This window comes from Halotia branconii CENA392 (genome assembly GCF_029953635.1).
Classification (GTDB): Bacteria; Cyanobacteriota; Cyanobacteriia; order Cyanobacteriales; family Nostocaceae; genus Halotia; species Halotia branconii.
In genome coordinates this window covers 3,001,551-3,013,812 of sequence record NZ_CP124543.1, presented here as the reverse complement: position 1 = coordinate 3,013,812, position 12,262 = coordinate 3,001,551, and the positions used below count along the sequence as shown (strand labels likewise).

Sequence of the window (12,262 nt, the reverse complement as noted above, 5' to 3'; positions counted from 1 at the left end):
ACTTTTGACAGATACTAAGCAAGATATTTATGCCTTATAAGCTGCTGTTTGTCTGCTTGGGTAACATCTGCCGTTCACCATCGGCAGAAAATATTATGACTTATTTAATCGACCAGGCTGACTTGAGTGAAGATATCTTTTGTGATTCTGCTGGTACATCTAGCTATCACATTGGTAGCTCACCTGACCGACGTATGAATACAGCAGCTACTACAAAGTTGGGAATTAAACTACGCGGTCATGCTCGCCAGTTTCAAAAGTCTGATTTTCAGCAATTTGATATGATTTTGGCAATGGATCGAGAAAATTATGAAGATATTCTGACTCTTGATCCAACAGGGCAATATCATAAAAAAGTATATTTAATATGTGAATTTTGTTCTCAGCACACCCTCAAGGAAGTTCCAGATCCATACTACGGAGGGACAGAGGGTTTTAATCAAGTGATTGATTTGCTTGTTGACGCTTGTGAAGGTCTGCTCAAATACATTACTAGCCAGCAACCAGAAGCTTGAAGTAGAAAGTTATTAGTTATCTCTTCTTGCTCTTTCCTTTTAACCTTAGAACTTACGCAACTGGCATATTATTTTAAGTTTGTAGTGAGGACTTTAGTCCTCAAAATAAGCGCTGTTCGCGGAGCGTTTCCGTAGGGTAGCCCTTACTACAAGCAAAAAAATTTTATTTTTTGTGACACTTGCGTAAATCCTGAACCTTTCACTTTTATTCAACTAGACCATGCTTAATTGCAAAACGCACTAGTTCTGCTCGGTTACTGGTTTCGGTCTTTCTTAATAAACTACTAACGTACTTTTCGACTGTTCTCGGACTAAGGTGGAGCTGCTGACCCATTTCAGCATTAGATAGACCGTGAGTCAAAAGTTCTAATACTTCCTGTTCTCTGGAAGTTAGAGATGCTATCAATTGGGACTGATGAATATGAGTGAATAAATAATGATGGGCATCTACCGCTTTTGTTGGTGTAGTACTGCCCATGTTCTCTTTATGAGAAAAGCGGTATTCAGATTGAATGATTTGCGATCGCTCTAAAAGATTGCGGATTGCTGCTGCTAATTCTTCTAATTCAAACGGCTTAGGCAAATACAAATCGCACCCTGATTGATAGCCTAAAATTCTTTCTTGGGTCTTAGTACGCCCTGTTAATAAAATTACAGGTAATAAACGGAAAGGCGGTTGTTGACGCACCTGACGCACCAGTTCGTAGCCATTCATTCGTGGCATCACAATATCCGTGACGATTAAATCAGGATGACACTCATCTACCATTGCCAAAGCCTCTTGACCGTCATTAGCCGTGATTACCGAATAGCCAGACAGTTCAAGATAATCACTAATAGACAGACGAGTTCCCAAATCATCATCCACTACAAGGATCGTCAAGGGCATGGATAATACATCCCTAACATTCTTTTACTCAGAAATTTACTTTCACAAGCTTCACGAGTGAACACAGGCAAAAAATAGTATTCTTATGTTTCATACTATGACAGGATTACTAACTCGTACTGCCTAAAGGTTTATTTATAAAGAAAATCTTAAATCTTTAGGAAAGGTTTACGAAATGGATCGTACCTTGAGACTCTAGCTTCGAGCAGGTATAGAGAGTTTTGTAATTCTTAATAATTTAACCATAATTACATATATAGGACTCATATTTGATTTGGTGAAAAACTTAGTACACCCCTAAATCCCTTTTTTCCTATTCCCCGTTAAGAGTTCCCCGTTCCCTCCCTACGCAAATATGTTCATTAATCAAATCGGATTGCTATAAGTAAGTCGATGCAATAAAACCAAACTATGTAAAGAAAAGTAAATAAGGCTCAAACGCTTTCTCCCCCTGCTCTTTGAAGTTGCTCCACTTGGTGAGGCAGCCCGGTCTTGTTGTTCCAACAAAGAGGGACTGCCGAACCCGGAGGGGGAAACCCCAAGACCGCACTTCTCTCCTGCTCCCTGCCCCCTGCCTTATTACAACAATAATTATTTACACCGACCTACTTATGTTGAGCTATTACTTACCCTAATGTAAATTAATATTTAAGTAATAAATTATTTTCCAGTGGCAAAATTTTCTGGAAAACTTTTAATTCAGAACTTAGAAAAGCTAGATTAATAGAATAACACTGATATCTAGTTAAGCATTTATAGTGGTTTAGTGTCCTCTATAAATTTCACAAGATAGTCCCAACGGTTTTTTAAGCAAAATTTCAAGCACGTAAAATTCTCAATGAGCGACAAGAGCGAAAGTTATAAAGTTATTAGTGACAACCGTCAAGCCCGTTATTTGTATGAAATTCTGGAAACCTATGAAGCAGGTATTCAGTTGACGGGAACTGAAGTCAAGTCAATTCGTGCGGGTAGAGTTAATCTCCAAGATGGTTATGCTTTAATTCGTGAAGGTGAAGCATGGTTAATCAATGTGCATATCTCGCCTTACAATGCTAGTGGTCAATATTTTAACCATGAACCGCGTCGTACGCGTAAACTTTTACTGCATCGTCAAGAACTCCGTAAGCTGATTGGCAAAGTAGAACAACAGGGCTTGACATTAGTACCTTTAAAGATGTATCTCAAACGTGGTTGGGTAAAAGTGAGCATAGCTCTTGGCAAAGGTAAAAAGCTTCATGATAAACGAGAAGACTTGAAACGTCGTCAAGATCAACGTGATATTCAACGAGCAATGAAAAATTATTAACCACTTGTCGAATCTAACTACCACATCAGAGTGAGAAACAGACTAAAGTAGAAAACCTTTGTATATCTTCAGCGTGAGTTAAAACAATGCTTGGTTTATAGCCACAGATTGATTTAGGTTTTTTGGGCAATCGATAAAGTTGTGGGTAACTTGGAAGGAACAAGGAACTTACTATGACACACAATATCACCAAAGCAGTGGGTGCTGGTTTTCTGGCTTTGAGTATAGCAATTTTGCCATTAACTCTACCCGCAAAAGCCCAAGTGACTGAACCAAGAGTTGAAACTGTTCCCAGGACGACGGTTTATGAACGCAAGGATTTTGATTGGGGTTGGTTAGGATTAATTGGTCTTTTAGGTCTAGCTGGGTTAGCTGGTAAAAAGCGTAGTGACGAACCAACTCGTTATCGCGATCCTAGCGCTCCTGGAGCCACTACCTACAGAGACTAAACTATTCAAAATTGACAATTCATGATTTACAAACTTTATAGTCGTCAGTTATTAAGAAAAACAACTGACGACTTAATTAATGTTTAGTTGATTGTAGGTTCTTGGTTTTGTGAGTATAGTTCTGAAGATTGGTTTTGATTTAAAGGCATCCAGTAGCTGGCAATTAAGGCAACCATTAGCCACCAAAGACTATTAATTTCAGGACGAAACCAGACAGTGTCTACTGTACCGTGAGCCAACATACCCAGTAAAGCCGCAACCGCTCCAATTAACCAGAATCCCTCTATATTTCTGGATTCTCGTAATCTTCGTAATTGCATAAATGCTGTATTAATGGTAACAATGATTAGCCAGAGAAAACAAGCTAAACCGATAAAGCCAGTTTCTACAGCTACTTCTAGAAAGATCGAATAAGCGCTCAAAGCACTGTAGCGAGGATGTTGGTAGAGTGGATAAATTTTGTTAAAAGCGTTATGACCAGGTCCAATGCCGATAATGGGGCGATCGCGAATCATCTCAAAAACGGCATCCCAAACATTCCGGCGAAAATTATTACTACTATCTTGGCGATCTGCAAAAATGCTGAAAACACGGATGCGTAAAGGTTCTACAAATATCACTGCTAACACCAATACCCCAATCAAACCTCCTAACATAATTGGCAGTGACCAAGTACGCCAAAAAGGAGGCATTTGCACACTCCACCAATAAACTAACAATGCCATCACACTCAAAATTGCTACTAATAAACCAATCCAGCCACCACGACTAAAAGTCAAAATCAAGCAAGCTGCATTCACAGTTAGCATTGTCAATGCTAAAGCTTTTTTGATCCAACTTTGCCAAGCAAAAATTGCAACTAAGCTTAAAACTACTGCTGGTATCAAGTATCCAGCTAATAAGTTGGGGTTGCCTAAATAACTGTAGACCCTTGTTGTTTTAGATAAAGGAGATTCTGGATCTACCCAAGTTGCCAGGGCTGTAGCTCCAAAAAACCATTGCCGCAACCCATAGATGCTGACAATTAGCGATACATGTAAGTAGATAGTGATAATCCAAGACCGGAGGCGGGGAAGCCTTAGTACCCTAGCACAAAGGGCAAACAGCAACAAATAAAGTGTCAATGTTGCCAAATCATTCAACGCCGCCTTCTTCACTGGTGACAATGCTGTAGCTACTACAGCAACACCCCAGTAGAGCAAAACTAATAGGTGAATGGGGGTAACTAAAGAATTATTTGCTGATCTTGCTTCATCAGATAATGTTAATAACAGCCAAAATCCCACACAAGCTACCAGCAATACCCCTACTAGGGAACTGGATACAAAAGGAGCAAGAGTATATACCAGACTGAGTAAAGCAGCTGCTATAGCATCTCCCCACTGTATTAAAATGCTGCTTTGCCGCCAAGGGCGTAACAGCCCAACGGAAAAACGATGTAAGTAGCTAGTAGCAAGATATTCTTTGAGTGGTAAATAAGATAAAGTAAATCGTTGCCAGACTAAATTCATAAAACCCGCTGTGATCAACTAGCACGCCCGCGCAGAACTTGGACTTAATCATAATGCAGGTGATTATAAAAAAGTAATAACGCAGATTGCAAATTTTAAGAGGGAATCGGGAACAGGGGAAAGAGGCAATATAAAGCTATTGTCTTCGTTAATAAGCATGATTTTCCTTGTATATCTACCTTTTCGAGATTTTGCTACGTCAATTTAGCATAATAACTACTGAGGAATCTTTATATTTATGCCCTTGTGAATCGTTAATAGCAGTTACCTATAATTTCAAAGGTTTCCAGTCAATGTTAATTTAAACAGCCATTTAGTACTCAAAAGCATTGAATAGGAGTATATTATTGCTAAATTTCACTTTCTGGCGAGGAAATAGCTAGTTGTAATGGCAAAGAAAGTAAATAGCGGTGTCCAGATTCTGGTGAACTTTGAATTGAAATTTGTCCACCATGTAATTCTGCCAACTGACAACTGAGCAATAGACCCAAACTTTCGCGTGACAAATTACCATGCCGTTTAGCTAAATCTATGCTGGTACTTATACTAAAACCATCCGAGTCCGGAACACTTAGGTTTTGTGACTTCTCTAAGGCTATTGGCCAGCTAACTGGTTTCTCTTGGTTTTCTGGATGAGTATTGTATGTTGCTGTCTCATCTGTAAGTTCCAGTAGGGATAAAGAACTTAGATGAAAATAAGGGTCAACTTCAGTTATGCCATCTCCCAGCCAAGGATGTGAAACCCAAACAGTAATATTGAGCGTATTTTCCTTATAAGAGACATGAATACGAACAATACTACCTGTGGCAGAAAGTTGGATAACGCTAAAAACCAAGTGATACAGCATTTGCCGTACCTTGTCTTTATCTAAAGGCCAAATGCGGCTATGTCCTGGTTCTATAGATAGACGAATGTCTTGCTCACGGCGACTAGCTACTTCTTCTAAAGTATTTATAGCTTGTTGACATAGCATTTCAATATCGACAGGAGTTAAATTCAGCACATTTGCCTGTTCATCCATCGCTCCCAGTTCGGTAATTTCATTTACCAAAGAAAGCAAATACCGACCACTGTGTTGGATAATATCTAGATATTCTCTCTGCTTGTTGGTCAAAGGCCCATAAATTTCACGTCCTAAAACACCAGCCATGCCTAGCACTGATGTTAAAGGTGTACGTAATTCCTGAGTCAGCTGTTCTAAAAGTTCCAGTTTTAGTTGCTTAGTAGAAACAGATTCTTGTTCTAAAATTGGTGGGGTAACTCTAATGTCATTGATATGACCATCATTAAATGACAGGATAGGAGTACTTTTGACAGTGGTTGTTTCTACTCTTTCTTGCAACAATCGGTTGCGTTCAAATTCGCTCATACTCCAACGAGCTATGATTTGTAAAAACTCAATATCTCGTGTTGTGAAATTGCGCGGTACTAAATCCATAACTGCCAATGCACCCAAGCAATACCCGCAAGCATCAATCAGTGGCGCTCCCAAATAAGCGCGGATGCCATATTCCTGGACTAACTTGCTAGCAGTAAGTATCGAATCTGTAATTTTTTGCGTGTCATTAATTACAACTACTTGCAAAGTCTCTACTACTTGGGTACAAAATGATTCCTGACGTAATAAGTGACGATTTTGGGCAAGATGATTCATCAACCCTAACCTAGATAAGCCTACCGCTGACTTAAACCAGTGGCGTTCTTGATCTACAAATCCCAAAATGGAAATTGGCGCTTCCAAAAAATGGGCAGCAGTTTGAGTTGCTTCTTCAAAGACGGGTATTGTTTCTGATTGCCGCAAACCTAATTCTGACAACACTTTGAGCCGTTGCTGTTCTCTTGTCTCTTGGGAAACCCAACCATCTTTTAGGGAAAATAATTTGTTTTCAGGCTCTACCATTGCCGCCGCTACCTTGATAATTACTCGATGTTGTAATTGATATAACCACTGTTTCCGGGTTATGGTTTTCTATTTTTAAGCATTCCCCAATTTGGCTATCGATAAACAAATTTGAAGCAAAAATTTTGTACTTCTTCTGTGAATGGGGGGTGCAATCATCTAGTAGTTGCAATTCACCGATGCCTATTGTCCTATTTTAAGCTGGTACAAACAGTATTGCTTTAGATTTTAATACTAGGTAGCGTTAGTTTTAAATACGATCAGGGTAGTATAACGCTAAGGATAGAAAACGAATGTTATGTCATTCTCATGACATATTCAAACCAAATCTTTTTGCTTATTATACTTGAATTTTATTTACCTAAATTTACTGTATACTAAAAAATAGCGTATTAATTTTTACGTACAAAAACGGATCTAATTTCTCAAAAGTCTTAGTTAGTTTAGTGATCAGATAAATACAAATTTTAAATTTCTCTAAGTCTAAAGTTTAGCTATATAAATAACTAGAATAAATTTATAATAAATCAAAAATTTAGTCATTTTCAATCAAATAAGTTCGTTATATCATGAAATTGTAATCAATTAAATTGGCGGCGATCGCTACAATGAATATATAAATTTTTCAATAGTAGGAATGTATTTAAATCCTATTGTTTTTTAGTGGTCAACATAATTTGTAGAACACAAATTTATTCTTATCACTATTATAATTTGCACAAAATTTATAATTAAGTCATAAATATAATTAGTGATCTGGTAAATCAAGCTTTGATATTTAATTTTGAGGCTAACTGGTAATGAATAAAATAACTATGAAAGTTCCTTTTGTAGATTTTAACTCACAACATCAACCTATTAAAACTCAGCTATATCAGGCAATTCATACAGTATTGGAACAAGGAGACTTTATTCTAGGACAAGCACTTGCAGATTTTGAATCTGCATTTGCTGCTGCGTCTGGCACAGCTTATGGAGTAGGTGTGGCATCAGGAACAGATGCGATCGCTCTCGGTTTGCAAGCATGTAATATTGGTGCAGGTGATGAGGTAATTTTACCAGCCAATACCTTTATCGCCACATTAATTGGGGTATTACGTACCGGGGCAAAACCAGTTTTAGTAGATTGCGATCCTAAAACAGCTTTAATTGATTTAGAAGCAGCCGCAAGGGCAATTACATCCCAAACCAAAGCAATTATTCCTGTACATCTCTATGGTCAGATGGTATCGCCTCAACAATTATTAGACTTTGCTAAAACCTATAAATTATTAATTTTTGAAGATGCAGCCCAAGCGCATTTAGCCGAAAGAGAGGGATATCGGGCTGGTTCGGTGGGAATAGCCGCAGCTTTTAGCTTTTATCCCAGCAAGAATTTAGGTGCATTTGGCGATGGGGGGATGCTATTGACACGAGATCTAGATGTAGCCCAAAAGATGGTACGTTTGCGAAATTATGGTGCATCCCAAAAATATTTTCATACCGAATCAGGTACGAATAGTCGTTTAGATACATTACAAGCGGCAGTGCTACTAGAGAAATTACCATATTTGCCCCAATGGAATAGCGATCGCCTGAGTATTGCTCAGCAGTACGATAGTGAATTAGCACCCTTAGCATCTGCGGGTATTATCCCGATGCAAAACCACAGTGGTACAGGGCATGTTTATCATCTTTATGTGATCAAAGTTGATGATGCTTGTTTACTAGAACGCCAGCAAATTCAAGATAAACTCAACGCAGATGGCATTCAAACTGGTATTCACTATCCTATTCCCTGTCATCTCCAGCCAGCATTTACTTACTTAGGCTATCAACCAGGAGACTTTCCCCAAGCAGAAAAGTTAGCCAAGCAAATATTATCGTTACCGATGTATCCTGGTTTAAGTAGTAGTCAAATCAAGGAAGTTGTAGCAGCGATCGCTAGTATAACTTTGACAAGCTCAAATACAGAAAACTCATCTTCTACACCCGTTAGCAGCATAGTAGGATAATTTGTTATTTATAATACTTAAGGCTAGCGATCGCTTCACAGCAAACAACGGCCTTTAATTAGTGGTCAGGAATTAAAAAACTGACCATTTTTAAATTGTTAATTTTAAATTGCTTAAAATTATGGCACTTCAGCAACAGATTAAAAATAGAACCACGCCACAATTAGTCAATATAGCAATTTTAGGTGTTTTGGTACTGCTCTATTTTCCTATATTGCTACATTGGTTAAACGGTTGGTTGTATAAAAGTATCAGTATAGAACACGAATATTTTAGCCACGGCATTATCGGTCTACCATTTGCTGTTTACCTGATTTGGATGAACCGTAAAAAGTGGCAACGTCTACCAGATAATACTAATCCTCTGGGTGCTATTTTACTTTTAATAGGGGGAGTGTTTTATTTGAGTGGTGTTACAGAGTGGGTTAATCTATCTTTCCCTACTATCTTGACGGGATTGTGCTTGTGGTTCAAGGGCATACAAGGCTTACGATTACAAGGATTTCCTCTACTACTAATATTTCTAGCAACTCCCACAGCATTACCTTACCTGATTGCTCCCTATACTTTGCCTTTGCAAAACTTCATTGCAGGTACAGCTGGTTTTATTCTCAATCAGTTTGGCATGGAAGTTACTGTCGATGAAATGAACATATACGTAGGCGGACGGATTGTAGAGGTTGCACCTTATTGTGCAGGACTAAAAATGTTGTTTACTACTCTCTACGTTAGCTTGATGCTACTTTATTGGACTGGTGCATTATCTTCGCGTCGTACCACTACTTGGTTTTTATCTGTGGCGATCGTTATTAGTATCATTGCTAATATCATTCGTAATACTTTACTCACATTTTTTCACGGCACAGGTCGAGAAGGGGCTTTTCAATGGCTGCATGAGGGTTGGGGTGGCGATGTTTATTCTGCTTTGATGCTGCTGTCATTAGTACCTCTGCTGAATTGGATTAACAGTTATTTTTCAGCAGTTTCAGAAATTCAGGAAGAAAATAGCAATTAAAACTCAGGTTTAAAACGATTTAATGGCTATAAGGAAGACAAAAAAGATTAGAGTGTTCTAAAAAATAAATGATTCAAATCCGTCACCTAGAGGATTTCTCGAAAAGTAGCAATCCCAGTCTTGGCGATTGCTTCACTTCTGTAATAGACGCTTTGCGTAGCTTGCTTCCCTGTAAGGGTACGCTCGCAATGACAATTGGGTATTTTTTACTTGGAGTACTCTGATTGAAAATTCATCCTTTGATAATCTACAAGTCAGATTTTAGTAAAGACAGTTAGCAAGTGTTAATTTTACGGAACTCAGAGTGTTATTTTTTCAAGTAAAATCTTGCGTAAACATTGCAATTTTTACTGATGCTTTCTTTATCTAAGTTTCTCCAGAAAAAGCAGTTGTCTCATGTAGCGGTGCTTTTATTATTGTTACTGTTGTTAGTCATAGGAGGGGTTCCTGGATATTTGACAGGACACTGGCAATGGAAACAACCACCGCCTGTCACTAGCCTCAAGGAATTGAAACAGATACGTAATAAAGGTTTAACTCTTCCTGGTTGGCAAACTACTGACCAAGCCGAACAATTAGTTGGCGAACACAGATGGTCGTTACAGGTTCTTAAGCAAGAAAATTCTCAAGCCCAAGCAATATTACTTTTACTGCCGCAAAACGGGCCGATGGATCAACCAGAGGTCGAGTGGACTGAAATTAATGGCTGGGGAAGATCTCGCTGGGGGAAATGGGACATAGCTCAATATCGCTCAGCTCAATTCACTGTCAAACAGACCAAAACTGCAAAATTAAAAGCTGAAGTCAAAGTAGAAGCGAGGTTTTTTCGTGTTTCTACAAGACAAGAAACTTTTGCGGCGTTGCAATGGTACGCTCTACCGAATGGTGGCAACCCCTTACCAATACACTGGTTCTTGCTAGACCAACTTGCACAATGGCATAAGCAACGCGCTCCTTGGGTAGCTGTAAATATTCTCATTCCTATGGAACCTTTAGGACAAGTGGAAACTACTTGGCCTTTAGCTCAGTCTCTTGGTGAAACAATACAAGCTACATTAATGACAGGTCCTTTATAAAATTGTTATATAGACTGGAAGTTAGCTCAAAAATGTAGTGCGAAGTTAAAAGCGGCACAACAAAAGGAGACATAGAAGATACTTCCAGAGTAAAATAACCACTCGGCGGTACATATTCTGAAGTCAGCTTTATTGCACCAATGTTTATAGTTTCCAATTATCAGATGCGTGCATTCATCGCCCTGTGTTTTGTGAGTTTTCAGGCAGGTGTTTTCTTAACAACTACTGTCAAACCTGCTAATGCTCAAACTTTACCATCTCTAAAAACACAGCCAGAGCAGCCTATCTTGTTCCCGCCTGGTGCTGTTCAAAGGCAATTACCCTCACCTCCACCAACTACTGATACTGCACCTGTAGGTACTAATGACGAAGCTTCTTCTCAACTTAGTCGCTATCTCTTAGGCCCAGGAGATGTCATAGGTGTCGTGTTTCAACGTCCTTCCGGCCCTTATCGTTTAGGACCAGGAGATGCAGTCAGTGTTGTGGTTCAGCGCTTTCCAGATTTGAGTTTTCAAGCCCCAATCAATCCCGAAGGCAACATTATTGTGCCACTTCTCGGCACAGTCTCACTACAAGGTTTAACTTTGTCGGAAGCACAAGAAAAAATTCGGGCGTTGCTTAATCGTTATGTTATTGATCCAGTAATAGTTTTATCTTTAATCGGGCAGCGTCCGGATTTGAGTTTTCAAGCCCAAATTAGTCCAGAAGGCAACATTGTTGTGCCACAGGTAGGATTACTATCCTTACAAGGCTTGAGTTTAGAAGAAGCACAAGAGAAAATTCGCTTGAGTTTAAGTAAGGTTGAGGTCGATCCGATGCTGGTGGTATCACTGGTATCGCCCAGACCAGTACAAATTACCATTACTGGGGAAGTATTTCGACCAGGAATTTATGGTGTAGCCTCAGCAACTCCTCGTGTCGCCGATGCTTTGCTTACTGCTGGCGGTTCTACGATGTCCGCAGACCTACGGCAAATAAAAGTGCGGCGGAAGTTGATTGATGGTTCTGTAATTTCACAAAATATTGATTTGTATGCAGTATTACAAAATGATGGTTCACTACCGAGTTTACGTTTGCAAGATGGCGATGCCATAGTTGTACCACGGCGTGAGGTTGGCACTGATGACAGTTATGATCGCAATTTAGTAGCACGGTCATCTTTGGCTGTACCACAGATTAGAGTCCGAGTTTTAAACTACGCGGCAGGAGGAATTGTAACTCAAGCGCTGCCTAATGGTAGTACTTTTGTTGATGCTTTGGGAGGAATCAATTTAGATACTGCCAATCTCCGAGACATTGCCTTGGTTCGTTTTGATCCAGAACGAGGTCGAGCTGTTACCCAAAAACTTGATGCTAAAAAGGCACTTGCTGGTGATGCGGCTCAAAACGTAGCGCTGCAAGACAATGATGTGATTGTTGTTGGTCGCAACTTAATCGCCAAAATTACTAATGTCCTTGGAACTATTACTCGACCTTTCTTTGATATCCGCAGCTTTATTCGCTTTTTTGACTTCTTAGGCGGCGGCTCCAATTAGTTGATTTGTTGAAGAAGAGATTGACTTATACCAATTCTTCATGAAGATGCACTAAATTTTTTAATTACGAA

At 39.2% G+C, this 12,262-nt stretch carries 10 protein-coding genes; 7 read left to right on the top strand and 3 right to left on the bottom strand.

Going from position 1 to position 12,262, the window contains the following annotated elements; genetic code table 11:
• Positions 1 to 29: 29 nt before the first annotated feature.
• The gene (locus QI031_RS13170) at positions 30 to 515 is read left to right on the top strand and encodes a low molecular weight protein-tyrosine-phosphatase (RefSeq protein ID WP_281485581.1); all 486 of its coding nucleotides are present in this window, start codon (positions 30 to 32) and stop codon (positions 513 to 515) included.
• A 205-nt stretch (positions 516 to 720) separates the two neighbouring features.
• Here the strand turns inward: QI031_RS13170 and QI031_RS13165 are convergent, their stop codons facing one another.
• A complete protein-coding gene (locus QI031_RS13165; protein ID WP_281485580.1) occupies positions 721 to 1,404 on the bottom strand; it encodes a response regulator transcription factor in 684 nt (227 codons plus the stop codon).
• 838 nt (positions 1,405 to 2,242) lie between these two features.
• On the opposite strand from QI031_RS13165, the gene smpB reads away from it, so the two are divergent.
• Entirely contained in the window at positions 2,243 to 2,710 is a 468-nt protein-coding gene (gene smpB, locus QI031_RS13160; protein ID WP_281485579.1) for an SsrA-binding protein SmpB, read from the top strand.
• A 173-nt stretch (positions 2,711 to 2,883) separates the two neighbouring features.
• Positions 2,884 to 3,159, top strand: a complete 276-nt coding sequence (locus tag QI031_RS13155) for a WGxxGxxG family protein (RefSeq protein WP_281485578.1) — start codon at positions 2,884 to 2,886, stop codon at positions 3,157 to 3,159.
• An 83-nt stretch (positions 3,160 to 3,242) separates the two neighbouring features.
• Here the strand turns inward: QI031_RS13155 and QI031_RS13150 are convergent, their stop codons facing one another.
• On the bottom strand, positions 3,243 to 4,670 hold the full coding sequence (locus QI031_RS13150; RefSeq protein ID WP_281485577.1) for an IctB family putative bicarbonate transporter: 1,428 nt from the start codon (positions 4,668 to 4,670) through the stop codon (positions 3,243 to 3,245).
• A gap of 350 nt (positions 4,671 to 5,020) precedes the next feature.
• The gene (locus QI031_RS13145; RefSeq protein WP_281485576.1) at positions 5,021 to 6,571 is read right to left on the bottom strand and encodes a GAF domain-containing sensor histidine kinase; all 1,551 of its coding nucleotides are present in this window, start codon (positions 6,569 to 6,571) and stop codon (positions 5,021 to 5,023) included.
• An 800-nt stretch (positions 6,572 to 7,371) separates the two neighbouring features.
• On the opposite strand from QI031_RS13145, the gene QI031_RS13140 reads away from it, so the two are divergent.
• The 4 genes from QI031_RS13140 (at position 7,372) to QI031_RS13125 (ending at position 12,191) form a co-directional block, all read left to right on the top strand.
• Positions 7,372 to 8,565: a DegT/DnrJ/EryC1/StrS family aminotransferase gene (locus QI031_RS13140; protein ID WP_281485575.1), complete on the top strand. Its 1,194-nt coding sequence runs from the start codon at positions 7,372 to 7,374 to the stop codon at positions 8,563 to 8,565.
• 121 nt (positions 8,566 to 8,686) lie between these two features.
• Complete coding sequence (crtB, locus tag QI031_RS13135; RefSeq protein WP_281485574.1) at positions 8,687 to 9,580, top strand: cyanoexosortase B; 894 nt, start codon at positions 8,687 to 8,689, stop codon at positions 9,578 to 9,580.
• Between the two features lie 353 nt (positions 9,581 to 9,933).
• Positions 9,934 to 10,656, top strand: a complete 723-nt coding sequence (locus tag QI031_RS13130) for a cyanoexosortase B system-associated protein (RefSeq protein WP_281485573.1) — start codon at positions 9,934 to 9,936, stop codon at positions 10,654 to 10,656.
• 140 nt (positions 10,657 to 10,796) lie between these two features.
• The gene (locus QI031_RS13125; protein ID WP_281485572.1) at positions 10,797 to 12,191 is read left to right on the top strand and encodes a polysaccharide biosynthesis/export family protein; all 1,395 of its coding nucleotides are present in this window, start codon (positions 10,797 to 10,799) and stop codon (positions 12,189 to 12,191) included.
• Positions 12,192 to 12,262: the final 71 nt, after the last annotated feature.

Excerpts from the sequence above, each read along its gene's own strand:
- crtB (WP_281485574.1), top strand. The coding sequence starts at position 8,687 with ATGGCACTTCAGCAACAGATTAAAAATAGAACCACGCCACAATTAGTC.
- QI031_RS13150 (WP_281485577.1), bottom strand. The coding sequence starts at position 4,670 with ATGAATTTAGTCTGGCAACGATTTACTTTATCTTATTTACCACTCAAA.
- QI031_RS13165 (WP_281485580.1), bottom strand. The coding sequence starts at position 1,404 with ATGCCCTTGACGATCCTTGTAGTGGATGATGATTTGGGAACTCGTCTG.
- QI031_RS13170 (WP_281485581.1), top strand. The coding sequence starts at position 30 with ATGCCTTATAAGCTGCTGTTTGTCTGCTTGGGTAACATCTGCCGTTCA.
- QI031_RS13125 (WP_281485572.1), top strand. The coding sequence starts at position 10,797 with ATGTTTATAGTTTCCAATTATCAGATGCGTGCATTCATCGCCCTGTGT.
- QI031_RS13145 (WP_281485576.1), bottom strand. The coding sequence starts at position 6,571 with ATGGTAGAGCCTGAAAACAAATTATTTTCCCTAAAAGATGGTTGGGTT.
- smpB (WP_281485579.1), top strand. The coding sequence starts at position 2,243 with ATGAGCGACAAGAGCGAAAGTTATAAAGTTATTAGTGACAACCGTCAA.
- QI031_RS13140 (WP_281485575.1), top strand. The coding sequence starts at position 7,372 with ATGAATAAAATAACTATGAAAGTTCCTTTTGTAGATTTTAACTCACAA.
- QI031_RS13155 (WP_281485578.1), top strand. The coding sequence starts at position 2,884 with ATGACACACAATATCACCAAAGCAGTGGGTGCTGGTTTTCTGGCTTTG.
- QI031_RS13130 (WP_281485573.1), top strand. The coding sequence starts at position 9,934 with ATGCTTTCTTTATCTAAGTTTCTCCAGAAAAAGCAGTTGTCTCATGTA.